General features: G+C 51.2%; 16 protein-coding genes, 2 tRNA genes and 1 rRNA gene. 15 read left to right on the forward strand and 4 right to left on the reverse strand.

Going from position 1 to position 16,029, the window contains the following annotated elements:
* Nucleotides 1–5: 5 nt before the first annotated feature.
* The 6 genes from rrf to AB7C91_RS12190 all read left to right on the forward strand — a co-directional run bounded on the left by rrf (nucleotide 6) and on the right by AB7C91_RS12190 (nucleotide 4,803).
* Nucleotides 6–118 (forward strand): 5S ribosomal RNA (gene rrf / locus AB7C91_RS12165).
* Nucleotides 119–332: 214 nt separating this feature from the next.
* Nucleotides 333–1,340, forward strand: coding sequence for a methionine ABC transporter ATP-binding protein (locus AB7C91_RS12170; protein WP_428591834.1), 1,008 nt, complete (start codon nucleotides 333–335; stop codon nucleotides 1,338–1,340).
* Complete coding sequence (locus AB7C91_RS12175) at nucleotides 1,337–1,999, forward strand: methionine ABC transporter permease (RefSeq protein WP_332446458.1); 663 nt, start codon at nucleotides 1,337–1,339, stop codon at nucleotides 1,997–1,999. The genes AB7C91_RS12170 and AB7C91_RS12175 overlap by 4 nt, the downstream gene beginning before the upstream one ends.
* A gap of 49 nt (nucleotides 2,000–2,048) precedes the next feature.
* Nucleotides 2,049–2,855, forward strand: a complete 807-nt coding sequence (locus tag AB7C91_RS12180; protein WP_332446457.1) for a MetQ/NlpA family ABC transporter substrate-binding protein — start codon at nucleotides 2,049–2,051, stop codon at nucleotides 2,853–2,855.
* A 159-nt stretch (nucleotides 2,856–3,014) separates the two neighbouring features.
* Nucleotides 3,015–4,025 (forward strand): ornithine carbamoyltransferase, encoded by a 1,011-nt coding sequence (gene argF / locus AB7C91_RS12185; RefSeq protein ID WP_332446456.1) that lies wholly within the window; start codon nucleotides 3,015–3,017, stop codon nucleotides 4,023–4,025.
* 352 nt (nucleotides 4,026–4,377) lie between these two features.
* Nucleotides 4,378–4,803 carry an Hsp20/alpha crystallin family protein gene (locus AB7C91_RS12190; protein ID WP_332446455.1) on the forward strand — a complete coding sequence of 142 codons (426 nt, stop codon included), beginning with the start codon at nucleotides 4,378–4,380 and terminating at the stop codon, nucleotides 4,801–4,803.
* Between the two features lie 60 nt (nucleotides 4,804–4,863).
* Here the strand turns inward: AB7C91_RS12190 and AB7C91_RS12195 are convergent, their stop codons facing one another.
* On the reverse strand, nucleotides 4,864–6,300 hold the full coding sequence (locus AB7C91_RS12195) for a M20/M25/M40 family metallo-hydrolase (protein ID WP_428591816.1): 1,437 nt from the start codon (nucleotides 6,298–6,300) through the stop codon (nucleotides 4,864–4,866).
* Between the two features lie 94 nt (nucleotides 6,301–6,394).
* Here AB7C91_RS12195 and AB7C91_RS12200 point away from each other — a divergent pair, with 94 nt between their 5' ends.
* Nucleotides 6,395–7,006 (forward strand): TetR/AcrR family transcriptional regulator, encoded by a 612-nt coding sequence (locus tag AB7C91_RS12200; RefSeq protein WP_332446453.1) that lies wholly within the window; start codon nucleotides 6,395–6,397, stop codon nucleotides 7,004–7,006.
* A gap of 86 nt (nucleotides 7,007–7,092) precedes the next feature.
* Nucleotides 7,093–9,672: an ATP-dependent chaperone ClpB gene (clpB, locus tag AB7C91_RS12205; RefSeq protein WP_332446452.1), complete on the forward strand. Its 2,580-nt coding sequence runs from the start codon at nucleotides 7,093–7,095 to the stop codon at nucleotides 9,670–9,672.
* Here clpB and AB7C91_RS12210 read toward each other — a convergent pair.
* Nucleotides 9,646–10,227, reverse strand: coding sequence for a nucleotidyltransferase family protein (locus AB7C91_RS12210; protein WP_332446451.1), 582 nt, complete (start codon nucleotides 10,225–10,227; stop codon nucleotides 9,646–9,648). The two genes, clpB and AB7C91_RS12210, sit on opposite strands and share 27 nt — an antisense overlap.
* 48 nt (nucleotides 10,228–10,275) lie before the next feature.
* Here AB7C91_RS12210 and AB7C91_RS12215 point away from each other — a divergent pair, with 48 nt between their 5' ends.
* On the forward strand, nucleotides 10,276–11,004 hold the full coding sequence (locus AB7C91_RS12215; RefSeq protein ID WP_332446450.1) for a DUF554 domain-containing protein: 729 nt from the start codon (nucleotides 10,276–10,278) through the stop codon (nucleotides 11,002–11,004).
* Here the strand turns inward: AB7C91_RS12215 and AB7C91_RS12220 are convergent.
* Complete coding sequence (locus AB7C91_RS12220; RefSeq protein WP_332446449.1) at nucleotides 10,973–11,338, reverse strand: helix-turn-helix domain-containing protein; 366 nt, start codon at nucleotides 11,336–11,338, stop codon at nucleotides 10,973–10,975. The two genes, AB7C91_RS12215 and AB7C91_RS12220, sit on opposite strands and share 32 nt — an antisense overlap.
* Before the next feature lie 170 nt (nucleotides 11,339–11,508).
* Nucleotides 11,509–14,022 (reverse strand): glycogen/starch/alpha-glucan phosphorylase, encoded by a 2,514-nt coding sequence (locus AB7C91_RS12225; protein WP_332446448.1) that lies wholly within the window; start codon nucleotides 14,020–14,022, stop codon nucleotides 11,509–11,511.
* Nucleotides 14,023–14,211: 189 nt separating this feature from the next.
* On the opposite strand from AB7C91_RS12225, the gene AB7C91_RS12230 reads away from it, so the two are divergent.
* The 6 genes from AB7C91_RS12230 (at nucleotide 14,212) to rplK (ending at nucleotide 16,029) form a co-directional block, all read left to right on the forward strand.
* Nucleotides 14,212–14,284 (forward strand) — tRNA-Thr (locus tag AB7C91_RS12230).
* Between the two features lie 64 nt (nucleotides 14,285–14,348).
* The gene (rpmG, locus tag AB7C91_RS12235) at nucleotides 14,349–14,528 is read left to right on the forward strand and encodes a 50S ribosomal protein L33 (RefSeq protein WP_321296699.1); all 180 of its coding nucleotides are present in this window, start codon (nucleotides 14,349–14,351) and stop codon (nucleotides 14,526–14,528) included.
* Between the two features lie 24 nt (nucleotides 14,529–14,552).
* Nucleotides 14,553–14,626, forward strand: a tRNA-Trp gene (locus tag AB7C91_RS12240).
* 37 nt (nucleotides 14,627–14,663) lie between these two features.
* On the forward strand, nucleotides 14,664–14,843 hold the full coding sequence (gene secE, locus AB7C91_RS12245; RefSeq protein ID WP_332445782.1) for a preprotein translocase subunit SecE: 180 nt from the start codon (nucleotides 14,664–14,666) through the stop codon (nucleotides 14,841–14,843).
* 9 nt (nucleotides 14,844–14,852) lie between these two features.
* Nucleotides 14,853–15,413 (forward strand): transcription termination/antitermination protein NusG, encoded by a 561-nt coding sequence (nusG, locus tag AB7C91_RS12250; protein ID WP_332445783.1) that lies wholly within the window; start codon nucleotides 14,853–14,855, stop codon nucleotides 15,411–15,413.
* Nucleotides 15,414–15,597: 184 nt separating this feature from the next.
* Complete coding sequence (gene rplK / locus AB7C91_RS12255; protein WP_332445784.1) at nucleotides 15,598–16,029, forward strand: 50S ribosomal protein L11; 432 nt, start codon at nucleotides 15,598–15,600, stop codon at nucleotides 16,027–16,029.

Consider the following 16,029-nt stretch of genomic DNA (forward strand, 5'->3'; position numbering starts at 1 on the left):
GCCGGCCCGGTGGCCACAGCAGGGTGGACACACCCGTTCCCATCCCGAACACGGAAGTTAAGCACCCTCACGCCGATGGTACTACGGTTTGCCGTGGGAGAGTAGGTAGCCGCCGGGCCCCTTTTTTGCAATTCGCCGGGTGACCGGTTTGATATACATAGATGGTAGGAGGACGCTTATGCGTCCTCTTTCCGTATCCAGGAATTGCCTACCTCATAAGCTATCGGAACAATAGGATATACAGTATTTCTTGGCCATCGGTCTTGTCCAAGCCAACCCTTTTTACTATGATGGTAACAATTCATCGTTTTCTGAATATTGAGGGAATGGATATGCAAATAATGCTGGACAATCTGAAACGAACCTATGGCAGCCTGCATGCTGTCGATGGGATCAGTTTGTTCATTCCCTCAAACACCATGTATGGAATCATCGGGAAGAGTGGGGCGGGAAAATCGACGTTGGTTCGATTGATCAGCCTTTTGGAACGACCTGATGAAGGTGAAGTGTTTTTCGATGATGTCCGGGTGGATAATCTGGACAAGGATGGACTCATCCAGCGACGAAGACGCATCGGAATGATATTCCAGAATTTTAATCTTTTCTCGAGCAGGAATGCTGAACAGAATATTGCCTATCCCTTGGAGATCAACGGAGTAGCCAAAGCTGAGATCAAGGAACGGGTTGCCCGGTTGTTGAAACTCGTAGGACTGGAAGGCAGGGGAAAAGCCCCGATCAGTACGCTCAGTGGAGGTCAGAAACAACGGGTAGCCATTGCACGCGCATTGGCCACCAACCCCGATATCTTATTTTGCGATGAAGCCACCAGTGCTCTTGACCCGCAGACAACCCACTCGATTCTTTCCCTTCTGAAGGAAATCCAGCGCAAGATGTCGTTGACGGTTGTCATGATCACCCACCAGATGGAAGTGGTGCGCGATGCATGCGACCAAGTGGCGGTTCTCAATGACGGTAAAGTGGTTGAGCAAGGGTTGGTAACCGATATTTTCGCACACCCAAGCAGTGAAGTGACCAAGGAATTTCTCTCGCATTTGGTCGCTTTCGAGGAGCCGACCGACCAAATGGTGCATTGGTCCAAGAAGCATGGGGCATACACCCTGCGATTCAGGGGCGGAACCACCGATCAACCAATTCTCAGCAAAATTTCACGTCAAAGCGGCGTCGACTTCAATATTCGTGCGGGAGGTGTACAGAACGTCGGGGATATGGAAATTGGCACCATGTTGGTGGATATCAGCGGGAGTGAGGAGGAAAAGGCCAAGGCCATCGAATCTTTGCGCCAGATGGGGGTTGTTGTAGAAGAGGAGGAGACGGTATGAGCAAGCTTTGGATGTTGGTCTTTGATGCCACGCTTCAGACCTTGAGCATGGTCTTTTTCTCCACGTTGTTCTCCCTCATCCTCGGACTTCCACTGGGAATCCTGCTTTCTGCAACTTCCAGTGAGGAACAGGGAGGCATCATTCCCCACCCGATGCTCAACAATGTGTTGGGAAGAATCGTCAATGTGCTTCGATCCTTTCCCTTCATCATTCTCATGATCCTGCTGTTCCCGCTTTCCCGGCTTTTGATCGGAACAAGTATCGGTACAACCGCTACGATCGTCCCGCTGTCCATCGCGGCAGCACCGTTTGTGGCTCGAGTAATCGAGACCGCACTGAAGGAGGTGGATCCGGGGGTCGTTCAGGCCGCCCGTGCTATGGGATCCACGAATTTTCAGATTGTCCGAAAGGTGTTGATCCCTGAAGCCCTTCCTTCTTTGGTCAGTGGGGTGACCTTGACCATCATCAACCTCATCGGGTATTCAGCCATGGCTGGTGCCATCGGGGGAGGCGGTTTGGGAGATTTGGCCATACGCTACGGCTATCAACGCTTTCGAGGCGATATTATGTTCGTTGCCGTCGTCATCATTCTGGTTCTCGTTGAGATCATCCAGGTGATAGGCAACAAGATCAGCGCCAAGCTCATCGCCCGTCGCTGAACACAAACGTGCATACCTCTCGCCGTGTGGGGAGAGAAGGAGTAACCGTATGAAGAAAATTTTGAGTATCGCCCTCATCCTCTTGCTGGCAACAACGTTGTTTGCAGCCGGTACCAAGGAAGAATCCACCTCCAAGACCATTGTCGTAGGAGCCACCCCGGAACCCCATGCCGCATTCCTCAACCTGGTGGTTGATGATCTTGCCAAACAGGGATATACCCTCAAGGTGCAGGAATTCACCGACTACGTGACTCCCAATGAAGCGCTCGAGAGCGGGGAGTTGGATGCCAACTTCTTCCAACATATTCCCTATCTTGAATCCTTCAACAAGGAGAAGGGCTACCATCTGGTCAGTGCCGGCGGCATCCATGTCGAGCCGTTCGCCCTTTACTCCAAGAAGTACAAGGCGATTGCCGACCTTCCCAATGGGGCAACCATCGCCATTCCGAACGATCCCACCAATGAAGGGCGTGCGCTTCTGTTGCTGCAGAGTGCTGGCCTGCTGAAGCTTGGTGATGATGCCGGCTTGGAAGCAACCCCCCTGGATGTCGTCCAGAACCCGAAGAATCTCAAGTTCCGTGAGATTGAGGCGGCGAGTCTGCCCCGTGTCCTTCAGGATGTCGATGCAGCAATCATCAACGGCAACTATGCCATCCCCGCCGGCTTGATCGCCACTCGTGACGGCCTGATCGTGGAAGGTGCCGACAGCCCGTATGTGAACGTGGTCGCCGTCAAGGAAGGTCGTCAGAACGATCCTGCCATCGTTGCTCTGGTCAAGGCGCTGCATGGGCAGAAGATCAAGGACTATGTGGCCGAGCACTACACCAATGGTGAAGTCGTCCTGGTTGACAAATAACGAACATTTCTTGTCTGTATCCTCCTGGCTTCGGTCGGGAGGATTTTTTTAACTGCATGTGTATGCATTATGATAGGGCAATATCGAAAAAATATGCATAAATATTGACAAATACTGCATAAATATGTAAAGTAGACCGATATAGTATCGGAGGCACATATGAAATCATTGAAGGGACGCAGCTTTTTGACGCTCAAGGACTACAGCAGCGAGGAAATACTTGCCTTGTTGCAGCTGTCCATTGATCTGAAAGCGAAGAAGAAAGGGAAAGCCGTAGCTGCCAAGTTGGAAGGTAAACTGCTTGCAGGGAAGAACATTGTTCTGATATTCGACAAGAGTTCCACCCGTACCCGTTGTTCCTTTGAGGTTGCCGCCTTCGATGAAGGGGCCCAGGTCACCTTCCTTACCAACAGCCAGATGGGCAAAAAAGAGTCCATCGAGGATACCGCAAAGGTGCTGGGAAGGTTGTATGACGGAATAGAGTACCGGGGTTTTTCCCCACAGATCATCCGTGAGATTGCCCTGCATGCCGCAGTTCCCGTCTACAACGGTCTGACCGATGATGACCACCCCACCCAGGTGCTTGCTGATGTCATGACTGCCATGGAGCATACCGGCAAGGCTCCCCATGCATTGAAGTTTGCCTATATAGGGGATGGCAGAAACAATGTTTCCAATGCGCTGATGATCGGAGCAGCCAAACTGGGTATGGAATACCGTATTGCAGCCCCAAAGGAATTGTTTCCTTCCAAACAACTGCTTGATGAGCTTGCTCCTGCAGCCCAGGCAAGCGGAGCAAAGATTTCGTTCACCACCGATCCTGTTGAAGCGGTGAAGGGTGTGGATGTCATCTATACCGATGTTTGGGTGTCGATGGGAGAGGAAGACAAGACGGAGGAGCGCATCGCATTGCTCAAAGATTATCAGGTCACCATGGATCTTTTGAAAGCCAGTGGAAATGATGCGGTTCTGTTCGAGCATTGTCTCCCGTCGTTCCATGACCTGCATACCAGCGTAGCCCAGCAGATCCATGAGCAGTTCGGTTTGACAGAATTGGAAGTCACCGATGAAGTATTCCGCAGCAAGCATTCCGTGGTCTTTGATGAGGCGGAAAACCGCATGCATACGATCAAGGCGGTGATGGTGGCAACCCTTGCTGATATCCTGTAGGGTATCGCAAGTGTTGCACCTGTCATTCATGTATTTTGTCTGTTGCATCGGCTGTTTTCGGTGGGGTTGCTCCGTGGTGGATCATTTTATCGTAGCATTGTGACTCTAATGTGTCATAATGACTCAATTGGGGTTCAGCTTCTCGGACTGGGGTATCGGATTGCCCCAGTCTCTTCGTATGTTCATAGTCGTATGTAAAAATATTTCTTGTTTAAAAACTATATAAATCAATAAATAGAAAAGAAATAGCTTCCAATTTCAAAATGGTGATAAACTTGGCACGCTTGTTGCAACTATATTGTCGAACCCCGAAAGGGATGAAACAGAACATTACAGAACACGGAGGTGTACTATGAAATATCTTACAAAGCGTGATTACAATTCCCCGATGGTGTCAGCCTTTGACTCGCTGTTCAACGACATGCTCGGCGATTGGGGCTTGTACCCTTCCAGGATGCCCGCTGTCGACATTGCTGAAACGGATGATGCCTATATCCTGGAAGCGGAACTTCCCGGGTACAAGCAGGAGGAAGTGAAGGTAAGTGTTGAGAAACATGTGCTGAAGCTCAGTTCGACCAAGCAGACCAAGAAGGAAGAGAAAGACAAGAAGCATCTTGTTTCCGAACGTTGCTACCAATGCTTCGAGCGTTCCTTCACCCTGCCTGAGGATGTGAACGAGGGGCAGATCGAAGGCGAATTCGCTGATGGAATCCTTAAGCTTACCCTTCCCAAAATGGAAGTGGCTAAACCGAAGGCCATTGAAGTAAAAATTAAATAATAGTGGTTGAACAACCATCCTGTACCTGCAAGGCCCCGTGAGAACGGGGCTTTTGCAGTCTTACCAGGAGTGTATCAATTTCCGATAGAATCCGACTGCATGGTCGATGTTATCCAGACTTATCCGTTCATCCGGTGCATGCATACGCTGTACCTCACTCTTTTCCATCCTGGCCGGAGTGAACCGATAGATTGCATCACAGAGGTGCTGGTACTTCCTGGCATCGGTTGCCCCGAGCATCAGGTACGGTGCGACCAAGGCATCGGGAAAACAGCTTTGGATGGTTTGTTTGATGCACATGAATGCAGGATCATCAACCCGACTGACATTGGAGGGAGGGGTGAAGCGGAGGATCCGTATCTGGATCGAGGGGTCCTTGAGGACCTTGTGCATCCATGCCACAACCTTCTGTGGCGTATCATCGCCCAACAACCGTATATTCACTTGGGCTTTTGCTTCTTGTGCTATGACATTACTTTGGTCGCTCGCATGGATGACCGTAGGGACTACGGTGGTCCGAATGAGTGCATTCAAGGTTGGGCTCTTGCTGAATACGGCAAAAAGCAGATGCTTGGTCAATGTCAGGTTCAGGAACAGGAGGCTGTAGGCGAACGGGCCTTCCTTGCCCAGATGGGTGAGCATCTGCTTCACCGGATACGTGATGAAGCGGTGCATCTGCTTTTGTTCCAGAATTGCCAGCGCCCTGCTCAGGCTTCCCAATGCAGTGGGAAATGCCGGCGTGGAAGAATGGCCGGCCGAACGCTTGGTCGAAAGCTCAAGATCAAGATATCCCTTTTCCGCAATTCCCACCACTGCGATACTCTGGGAGAACCCTTCGATGTAGCGTTCGCTGACCACTCCCCCTTCATCAAGAACCAGGGAAAACCGAATATTCTGTCGTTCAAAGTAGGCAGCGATGCTGCTTGCCCCTTGTTCAAGACTATTGCATTCCTCATCGCAGCCAAAGGCTACGTACCAGGTCCGCTTGCTTCCGGTTTGCGTTTCCAAGCGTGTTTCGAAAGCCTGAAGGATGGTTACCACCTGCAGTTTGCAGTCAAAACTGCCTCTCCCCCAGAGATACCCGTCTTCGATGATGCCCGAGAAGGGTGGATGGCTCCATTGGCTTTCTTGGACCGGAACAACATCCAGATGGGCGGTCAGCAAAGCGGGTTGCAAACCGGAATCCGTCCCTTCAAATCGGTAAACGAGATTATGCGACCCCACTCCTTCGGTGATTCTGTGGCTTTCGCAGCGTGGGTAGGATGCGGCAAGCAATGCGCCGAGGTTGTCGAATGCAGACCAGTCGGTCTCTTCGCTCTGCATCCTGGATATGGTCGGACAGCCGACCGCTTGGGACAACACCTGTCTTGCCCGGCTTTCCTCAATAGGTGCGGTTTGCGGCGCTGATGAACGGTTGTGCTCCCTCAGCACGAAGGTTCTGATGAGCATGAATAGGGTGATAGCCAGTAAAAGTATGCAAAGCATTAGGAAAACCATGGTGAATCTCCAAATCCGTTCTAGTGTTTTTTACAGTATAATGCTATATTGTAAAGCAACAAAAGTGTTTTCATACGGTTGGGAGAACCATTGCATGCCCAAGAAGATAGATCATGAAGAGCGAAAGGAAAAAATCCTGCAGACTGCACTGAAGGTGTTTGCCAGGGAGGGGTACCGCGATTCGAACCTCTCCTTGATCGCCACCGAATGTGGTATCTCGCGGCCTACGATCTATCAGTATTTCAAGGACAGGGAAGAAATCTATTACTATGCGGTAAAACTCGTAACCGGGCGTATGTTCAACAAATACGCCACCTATGCATGGTCGACCGACCAGACTTACATCGACCGGATCAAGAATATCTGCATGGACATCATGCAGACGGCCAGCGAGCATGACGGGGAGCTCACCAGCTTGGTGGATGTCATGCTGCAGATGAAAAAGGAAGGGCGCGATTTCAATGAGATCGTCCTGCGGCGTACGGCCAAGCTCACCATTCTTTTCAAACGCCTCCTGAGGATGGGGATCAAGGAAGACGATATCGTCGAATGCGATGTCAACAAGGTCGCTGATCATCTGTTGCTGCTACTCGAATCCTCCTGTTTTCAGGTTGCATTCCTCGATACCTTCGACATGCAGCTTTCCAAGCAACTGGTCGGTACTTATCTCGATTTCTATCGGAAGACCGACGTTCCTAGCCGATAACGACAAACCTCACTATATTTGTACTGTACAGGATACGTGGCCCGTTATGGGTCAGGTTGCTTCATACCTGAAGGTGAGGAGTACCCATGAATATTGATAAAATGACGATCAAATTGCGCCAGGCAATCGGCGATGCCGATATACTGGCCAATGAAAAAGGAAATGCAGAGATTGCCACCGAGCATCTGCTGTTAGCCTTGCTTGCCCAGAAGGAAGGCTTGCTGCCGCCGCTCTTGGAGCGCGTTGGTGTGCCCGCTCGGATGGTGACGACCAGGCTTGAGGAATTGGTGGACAAGCTTCCGAAAGCCTATGGGGGGAATGCCCAGCGTTCCCTTTCCGCCCAGCTTGGGAACCAGTTGTATGCAGCCGACAAGATAGCCGGTGAATTCAAGGACCAATACCTGAGCGCCGAGCATGTGCTGCTTGCCATTCTCGACGATGATTCGCAGGCCGGCAAGGCACTTAAGAACCTTGGAGTCACCAAGGACGCGATCATGCAGGCATTACAGTCCATCCGGGGGAACCAGACGATCCAGAGCGAGGATCCCGAAAGCCGGTATCAGGCTTTGGAGAAGTACTGCAAGGATATGACGCAATTGGCCCGGCAGGGGAAACTCGACCCGGTGATCGGTCGTGACGAGGAAATCCGGCGGGTGATGCAGGTCCTTTCCAGGAGGACGAAGAACAACCCGGTGCTGATCGGGGAACCCGGTGTCGGAAAGACCGCTATTGTCGAGGGGCTTGCCTTACGTATTTCCTCCGGCGATGTCCCGGAATCCCTGAAGAACAAACGAATTCTCAGTTTGGATGTCGGTTCCTTGGTCGCCGGTGCGAAATTCCGCGGCGAATTCGAGGAACGGCTCAAGGCTGTAGTCAAGGAAGTGACCTCCAGCGAAGGCTTGATCATTCTGTTCATTGATGAACTGCACACCATCGTGGGGGCTGGGGCAAGCGAGGGCTCGACGGATGCTTCGAATCTGATAAAACCAGCCTTGGCCCGGGGAGAGTTGCATGCCATCGGAGCGACGACGCTGGATGAATACCGCAAATACATCGAGACCGACAAGGCTTTGGAACGCCGGTTCCAACCGGTGTTTACGAAGGAGCCTTCGGTGGAGTCGACCATTGCAATTCTTCGCGGATTGAAGGAACGCTATGAAGTCCATCACGGGGTGCGCATCAAGGATGAGGCATTGGTGGCCGCCGCAACGTTGAGCAATCGATACATCACCAACCGTTTTCTTCCTGATAAAGCCATCGACTTGGTTGACGAGGCTGCAAGTCAGTTAAAGATGGAGATCGAGAGCCAACCCGAGCAACTGGATCAGATCGAACGCAAGATCCTGCAACTGAATATCGAGGATCAGGCGTTGTCACGGGAGACCGACAAAGCAAGCGCAGACCGATTGGAGAAGCTGCACAAGGAGCTTGCCGAATTGAAGGGCAAGCGTGATGCCATGCATCTGCAATGGGGGAATGAACGTTCGGTCATCGCCAAGCTTCGTGAGAACAAGGCAAAACTGGAGCAGTTGAAGCTTGAGGAACAGCATGCCGAACGGGACGGGGATCTTGCAAAAGCCGCCCAGATCAAGCACGGCCAAATTCCTGAGCTCGCCAAGGAAATCCAGAAGATGAGCGAGCAGCTTGCTTCCGTGCAGACCGAAGGGAAGCAGATGCTCCGAGAGGAGGTCAGCGAGGATGACATTGCACGCATCGTCAGCAATTGGACAGGCGTTCCGGTTTCCAAGATGAAGGGAAGTGAGATGCAGAAATACCTGCATCTGGAAGAAGCGCTCTCCGAGCAGGTGGTAGGTCAGAAGCAGGCCATTACTGCGATCAGCAATGCCATCAGACGCAATAAGGCGGGAATCGGTGATGAGCATCGTCCGCTCGGTACGTTCCTCTTCGCCGGTCCTACCGGAGTGGGGAAGACCCTGCTTGCCAAGGTGCTTGCCCAACTGCTGTTTGATGATGAGAAAGCCCTCACCCGTATCGATATGAGCGAATACATGGAGAAGTTCTCCGTAAGCAGACTCATCGGAGCTCCTCCGGGGTACGTCGGGTACGATCAAGGCGGCCAATTGACCGAAGTGGTCAGACGTCGGCCTTTTTCTGTCATTCTTTTCGATGAGATCGAGAAAGCGCATCCTGATGTCTTCAATGTCCTGTTGCAGTTGCTCGATGACGGAAGGCTCACCGACGGACAGGGGAGAGTGGTTGATTTCACCAATACGATCATCATCATGACCAGCAATCTGGGAAGCCAGCAGTTGTTGTCCGCCGAGAGCCATGAACAAGGGGAGAAGCTGGTCAGGGAAATCATCCACGCTTCCTTCAAGCCTGAGTTCATCAACCGGTTGGACGAGATCATCATCTTTGAATCGCTGGGTGGGGATCAGATCAGAAAAATCGTCACCCTGCAACTCCAGCAGTTGGCCAAGCGGTTGGAAAAACGGGGATTCGCACTTTCTTGGGACAGTGAGGTGGTCGATGCTCTTTATACGGAGGGCTATGATCCTCTTTTCGGAGCGAGACCAATCAAACGAGCCGTACAACGGATGGTCGAGAATCCGCTTTCGGTACAATTGCTTGGAGGAACGTTCAATCCAGGAACTACCATCCATCTTTCGATGCGTGGTTCACAGGTGGTCTTCACGGTTCTGTAAGAGCGCTTGATAGTCGGCGAGTGTGTCGATGTCCAGGATGTATGCCTGGTCATCGACATGTATCAGCTGGATTTCATAGTCCTTCAGCAGGGAGTGCATCGCAAAGGGTGGCTTTTGAGCCTTGATGAGCGCAAGGAATGCGGCATCCAGATACACAGGATGTCCCAGCGCATGATGGAAGCAAGGCCGAGCCAACGGTTTGTCGATCTGTTCGAGCAACAGTCGGTAATGCCGGGCCTCGATGAGCGGCATATCCGCCAGCGAGATGAAGAACGATTCCCCGGCAGCAAGATGACGGGCTCCGATGAGCGTGGAACTGCCTTGCCCCAGCGTATAATCCACGTTTCGTACAACCTTCAATGCTGGGCATGCAAGGTCCTTGATCGCATCTTCCACCGCTTCAGATCTAAAACCGGTGACTACCACCGTGGACAAGCCGGCGAGTAGGGATTGTTCGGTTGCGTGATGGATGATTGTTGAATTTTGGTAAGGAAGCAGCAACTTTTTCCCTGCACTGCGGGTTCCGAGTCCTGCTGCCAACAAGAGATTTTGCATGCACCTTCCTTGAGTGAGTATTCCAAACGTATTATACTCCAAGCCATTATGATTGCCACCTATTTCAATGCATTCACCGTTATTCTCGGTTCCCTGTTGGGTTTGCTGCTCAAGAACAAACTCAAAGCATCCTATCAGGAAGTGGTGTTTACTGCTTCCGGGCTCATTTCATTGGTCATCGGAATATCCATGACGATGCAGACCGGCTCATATCTGATTCTCTTGTTTTCGGTTGTGCTCGGGGGCTTTCTCGGGTATTTCCTGCATATTGAAGAGAGAATCATGGGGATTGGCAGCTGGTTGGAACGCAAGCTGAGCCGTGGAAAAGGTAATGAACAGAGTGCACGAAATTTTGCGTTGGGTTTTCTCAATGCATCGTTGCTTTTTTGCAGCGGGGCGATGACCGTGGTGGGATCCATCCAAGCCGGTACCACCGGTGATTATCAATTGATTCTGGTAAAATCGATCATGGACGGGTGTATGGCGATCATCTTCAGCTCGATTTATGGGCCGGGGGTCATGGCAAGTGCCTTGTTCATTCTGGTGTATCAGGGATTCTTCACCTTGGCCGGTGGTGCCATAGCCCCGGTTCTTGGAGACAGTGGCATTACCGAGCTTGCTGCAGTAGGCGGGGTGCTGATCCTTATGATCGGATTGAGCCTGCTTGATCTGAGAAAGAGCAAGACGGGAAATTTTCTTCCTGCCATGATCATTGCTCCGTTGCTGGCAATGGCGGCCCCTACGGTCAGGAACGTTCTTTCCGGGTTCGGTTTCTGAGAGATTGTTTGCGCAGATACGGCAAAAACGATTTGAGGATGATCAATTCCTCTTCATTCAAATCCTCGATCATCGCTGACAATTGCTTCTTCTGCTGAGGAAGATTTTCTGCCACTTCCTCTTCTTCGTTGTCCTTGTAGTCAAATCCGTATTCCAGCTGATTCAGATTGAGTCCCGTAAGCTTGGAAATTTTCATGAGGACTTTCATCGGAGGCCTGCGATCGGTATGGATCCAACTGGACAAAGTGCTGCGCTTTACTTCCAACATGGAAGCCAATTCAACCACGCTCGGTGATTGCAGCAGGAGTATGACTCGTTCCCAGAAAGTTTGCATGCTATGAATATAGCAGTGGAGTAAGGCAAATGACGAATAATTGTCATTTCCAAAGGAAAAAAAGTAGAACAATTTGTATTCATTTCTCGCTCATCGGGTTACATCATCCTTGATGACGAAAAAATGTCACCTCAGAAGCGAGGTGACAAGGATTTGTCGTCATGTACGGTTCAACGGCGTTTCATGGCATCCTCGAGCGCGGTGTCTTCCTCGGTATCCTTTTCGACCGGACAGCTTTCAACCTGCCATATCTCCTTTGCATATTGGGCGATGGTACGGTCGCTGGAGAACTTGCCTGATGCAGCGATGTTCAACACGGCCCGCCGGTTCCACTCGCTGCGGTCATTGGTGTACAAATCCCTGGCAGCTCGATGCGCTTCACTGTACATGCCCAAGTCAGCGAAGTGATAATAGCGATCACCTTCTTCGAACAGGCTTCTGCGAAGTGGTTCAAAGATGTTCGGTTCGTTCACATTGAAGTAGCCGCTGAACAACAGATCGATTACAGCCTTGATCCGAGTATCGGCCATGACGGTTGCATAGGGATTATATGTCAGGCTGAGTTTTGCAATCTCCTCTTCGGTGTTGCCGAAAATGAACATGTTTTCCCGTCCCACTTCTTGTGCTATTTCCACATTCGCTCCGTCCATCGTTCCGATGGTGAGAGCCCCGTTGCACATGAACTTCATGTTGCCCGTACCGGAGGCCTCTGTACCGGCTGTGGAAATCTGTTCGGAAAGATCCGTGGCAGGAATGATCATCTCAGCCATCGAGACCCGATAATTGGGCATGAAATGAATGGATAGCCTGTCCTTTGCAACCGGATCGGCATTGATCACCTTGGCCAGATTGTTGATCAGCTTGATGATCAGCTTTGCATTCACATAGCCCGGGGCAGCCTTGCCACCGAAGAGGAAGGTAGTGTGTTCCATCTGTTTGGTAGCGTCCCCACCGGTCTTCAGGTCCTGATAGATCAACAGGATGTTCAGTGCATTGAGCAACTGTCGTTTGTATTCATGGATACGCTTGACCTGGACATCGAAAAAGGAATTCGGGTCGATCAGCAGGTTGCTGTCCTTCTTCAGGAAGGCGGCAGCCCGTACTTTGTTGTCCTGCTTGATCTTCTGGAAGTCAAGAAGGAAGTTGGCATCGGTGCTGAAGGGTGCAAGTTTGGAAATCTGGCTGAAGTCGGTGATCCAACCATCCCCGATTGCGCTTTTGATTAGGTCGGCAAGCTTTGGGTTGGAAGCGAGAAGCCACCTGCGTTGGGTGATGCCGTTGGTCTTGTTGTTGAACCGGTCGGCGAAGATCAGGTTGAACTGCGGGAACATGGACTTCTTCAAAAGTTGTGAGTGCAGCTCGGCGACGCCGTTGGTGCTGTGGCTTCCGATAATGGCCAGATTGGCCATACGGACCTGCTTGGGGTTGGTTTCCTCGATGATGCTGATCTTCCCCAGCATCTGCGGCTGGAGCGGGAAGTAGGAAACGGCCTCCTGGAGGAACCGGTGGTTGATTTCGTAGATGATCTGCATGTGTCTGGGAAGGATTTTCTGCAGCATCGGCAGCGACCACTTCTCCAAAGCTTCCGGCATGAGGGTGTGATTGGTATACCCCAAGGTCTTGACGGTTACCTTCCAGGCCTCGTCCCAATCCATGTATTCCTCGTCCAAAAGGATTCGCATCAATTCAGGGACTGCAAGGGACGGGTGCGTGTCATTAAGCTGGATGGCTGCATATTCGGGCAATTTGCTCCAACTTTGCTTTTCCCGCTTGAATCGACGGATGATGTCGGCCAGTGAGCAGGCGACAAAGAAATACTGTTGCTTGAGCCTGAGCTCTTTGCCCATATAGAGCGTATCATTGGGATAGAGTACCTGACTAAGATTCTCCGCCGTAATCTTTGAGCGTACCGCCTCGGTATAGTCGCCATCGTTGAACTCATGGAAATTGAATTCCTCCGGACTTTTCGCCGACCAAAGCCGGAGTGTGTTCACCGTCTTGCAGCCGTACCCGATGATCGGCGTGTCATACGCCACACCATGGACGATTTCCGATCCAGTCCACTTGAAGTTGTCCCTGCCGTGTTCATGGATGACCTGGACATCACCGCCGAATTGAACGGGGTAGACCACATCCGGGCGATGGATTTCCCAGGGATTCCCATCCCTGAGCCAGTTGTCGGGTTGTTCGACCTGCCAGCCGTTTTTTATTTGTTGGCGGAAAATTCCGTAATTATAACGGATGCCGTATCCATAGGCGGGAATCTCCAACGTGGCGAGGGAGTCGAGGAAACAGGCGGCCAATCTGCCGAGTCCTCCGTTGCCCAGACCAGCATCCGGTTCTACTTCACACAGTTCCTCGTAGGTGTATCCCAAGGAGGAGAGGGCCTGTCTGACCTCTCCCTCGATCCCGAGGTTGATGATGTTATTCGTCATGGCGCGGCCCATGAGGAACTCTAGGGAAAGATAATAGACCCGTTTCGCTCCCTGCTGGCGTTGGGTTGCACGACTCTTGTTCCATTGGTGGATGATACGGTCACGGACCGTCAGGGCAAGGGCTGTATAACGTCCTGCTTGTGTGGTATGATAAATATCAGCGTCCTGGCTGTATTTCAGGTGTTCTGCAAAATCCTGGGCAAGATCCTGTGTAGTATGGCCAAAACGAGTTTTTTGTTGGTTCTTCATGGGAACTCCTTGTAGTATTTTGTACAACTAACTCGGTTTAACTATATAAGATAGAGGGCGTCTGGGCAACTGGTCGAACTTTTTGAGTAATCGTATCGAGCGCTATTGACAAAAAGTACGCACTCTGGTAAGTTTGCTTCTGCATGTTGCAGGTTGGTACGCTCGTGGATTACCTGTGATGTGGCCGACGCCCTTGTAGCTCAGTCGGTAGAGCACCACCATGGTAAGGTGGGGGTCAACGGTTCAAATCCGTTCGAGGGCTCTTTTTTTATCCCCTTCCGGTTTAGTAGGATGGGTAGAGGTGAAACCTCACCGAGGAGCATGAAATGGGTGATGCCAAGAAGAAAGGTCCAGTGGAGAAAATTGCACTCCAGTGCACCGAATGCAAGCAAAAGAACTATACCACCGAGAAAAATCGGAGAAATACTCAAGGTAAGCTTGAGTTGAACAAGTATTGTCCGTTTGAGCGCAAGCATACCTTGCACCGCGAGACAAAGATTAAATAAGGTAGATTCGATCGAGAAGCAAATAGGCCAATAGCTCCAATTGGTAGAGCGCTGGTCTCCAAAACCGGATGTTGAGGGTTCGAGTCCTTCTTGGCCTGTCTGCTTCTCGATCATTATTCCTACAAGGAGCCTTCCATGAAGAAGTTTTTAAAGTATTTCAAGGAGTCGCACCAGGAGCTGAAGAAGGTTGTCTGGCCCTCCCGTGAAGCTGTCATTTCTTCCACTAAGGTTGTGCTTGTCTCTACTGTCCTTATCGCAGTGTTCCTTGGGTTGGTGGATTTCATCCTGCTCAAGGGCGTTTTGTTCATCCTATAAGGCGGCGACATGGCAAAGGGCTGGTACGTAGTACATACCTATTCTGGATATGAACAGAAGATAGAGCGAATCATCAACAAGATGCGCGAGACCGATATGGACTTCGCGCTTGTTTGCACTGATGTCAAGGTTCCTTTCGAAACGGTCGTTGAGGTCAAGGACGGCGCTCGGCGGGACGTGAAGCGGAAGATTCTTCCCGGTTATATCCTTGTTGAGCTCGATTTGCCTGAGAATAGCTGGAAAACCTGGTGTTCGCAGATCAAGCGGATCCAAGGGGTCACCGGTTTCGTTTCCTCAAGCGACAGTGTAAAACCGCAGCCACTTTCCGCCGGTGAGGTGAAAAGCCTCTTTCAGAAAACCGGCGACCTTCCCGCAGAAAAGGTCTTCAAACCGAAGCAATCCTTCTCCGTTGGCGAACAGGTCCGCATTATCGATGGTCCATTCGACTCCTTCACCGGCGTCATTGAAGAAGTCAACCTGGAAAAGGCCCGGATGCGGGTCAGTGTTGGAATTTTTGGACGCTCCACTCCGGTTGAGGTGGATTTCCTGCAAGTAGAAAAGATTCTATAGTCGTCTTCGGGACTGGACGGCTATACGAGAGTTTTCTGATTTTTTACAACCGAGTCCTTTTGTGTGTGATTACTCCCTCATGCCTGCATGAGGTGGGAGCCTGATCGTATGACAGGCGTTACGACCAGCGCGAAATCAGAATTATCCGCCAACTTAGGCGGGATTATCGCGTAAGGAGAGAAACATGGCAAAGAAAAAGGTAACTGCAGTCATCAAATTGCAGTGCCCTGCCCAGAAGGCTACGCCGGCGCCCCCGATCGGACCCGCGCTCGGTCCTCATGGTGTCAGTGCCCCCAAGTTTGTCCAGGAGTTCAATGACAAGACCAAGAGTTATGAACCCGGACTCATTCTTCCCGTCATCATTACCGTTTATGCTGACAAGAGCTTCACGTTCATCCTGAAGACTCCTCCTGCCGCTGTACTCATCAAGAAGGCTCTCGGCCTTGCAAGCGGTAGCGGAAGTCCCAACAAGGTGAAAGTCGGCAAGCTCTCACAGGCACAGCTGACTGAAATTGCAAAGACCAAATTGGAAGACCTCAACGCCAACGACCTTGAGGCTGCCAAGAAAATCATTGCAGGAACCGCCCGTAGCATGGGCGTAGAGGTGGAGCAGTAA

Source organism: Sphaerochaeta sp. (genome assembly GCF_050256055.1).
Classification (GTDB): domain Bacteria; phylum Spirochaetota; class Spirochaetia; order Sphaerochaetales; family Sphaerochaetaceae; genus Sphaerochaeta.

What these genes read in the sequence shown, in the direction of transcription:
- AB7C91_RS12225 (WP_332446448.1), bottom strand. Translation starts at nt 14,022, where the DNA reads ATGAAGAACCAACAAAAAACTCGTTTTGGCCATACTACACAGGATCTT.
- rpmG (WP_321296699.1), top strand. Translation starts at nt 14,349, where the DNA reads ATGGGTGATGCCAAGAAGAAAGGTCCAGTGGAGAAAATTGCACTCCAG.
- AB7C91_RS12190 (WP_332446455.1), top strand. Translation starts at nt 4,378, where the DNA reads ATGAAATATCTTACAAAGCGTGATTACAATTCCCCGATGGTGTCAGCC.
- AB7C91_RS12215 (WP_332446450.1), top strand. Translation starts at nt 10,276, where the DNA reads ATGATTGCCACCTATTTCAATGCATTCACCGTTATTCTCGGTTCCCTG.
- nusG (WP_332445783.1), top strand. Translation starts at nt 14,853, where the DNA reads ATGGCAAAGGGCTGGTACGTAGTACATACCTATTCTGGATATGAACAG.
- AB7C91_RS12170 (WP_428591834.1), top strand. Translation starts at nt 333, where the DNA reads ATGCAAATAATGCTGGACAATCTGAAACGAACCTATGGCAGCCTGCAT.
- AB7C91_RS12210 (WP_332446451.1), bottom strand. Translation starts at nt 10,227, where the DNA reads ATGCAAAATCTCTTGTTGGCAGCAGGACTCGGAACCCGCAGTGCAGGG.
- argF (WP_332446456.1), top strand. Translation starts at nt 3,015, where the DNA reads ATGAAATCATTGAAGGGACGCAGCTTTTTGACGCTCAAGGACTACAGC.
- rplK (WP_332445784.1), top strand. Translation starts at nt 15,598, where the DNA reads ATGGCAAAGAAAAAGGTAACTGCAGTCATCAAATTGCAGTGCCCTGCC.
- AB7C91_RS12200 (WP_332446453.1), top strand. Translation starts at nt 6,395, where the DNA reads ATGCCCAAGAAGATAGATCATGAAGAGCGAAAGGAAAAAATCCTGCAG.
- clpB (WP_332446452.1), top strand. Translation starts at nt 7,093, where the DNA reads ATGAATATTGATAAAATGACGATCAAATTGCGCCAGGCAATCGGCGAT.
- AB7C91_RS12195 (WP_428591816.1), bottom strand. Translation starts at nt 6,300, where the DNA reads ATGGTTTTCCTAATGCTTTGCATACTTTTACTGGCTATCACCCTATTC.
- secE (WP_332445782.1), top strand. Translation starts at nt 14,664, where the DNA reads ATGAAGAAGTTTTTAAAGTATTTCAAGGAGTCGCACCAGGAGCTGAAG.
- AB7C91_RS12175 (WP_332446458.1), top strand. Translation starts at nt 1,337, where the DNA reads ATGAGCAAGCTTTGGATGTTGGTCTTTGATGCCACGCTTCAGACCTTG.
- AB7C91_RS12220 (WP_332446449.1), bottom strand. Translation starts at nt 11,338, where the DNA reads ATGCAAACTTTCTGGGAACGAGTCATACTCCTGCTGCAATCACCGAGC.
- AB7C91_RS12180 (WP_332446457.1), top strand. Translation starts at nt 2,049, where the DNA reads ATGAAGAAAATTTTGAGTATCGCCCTCATCCTCTTGCTGGCAACAACG.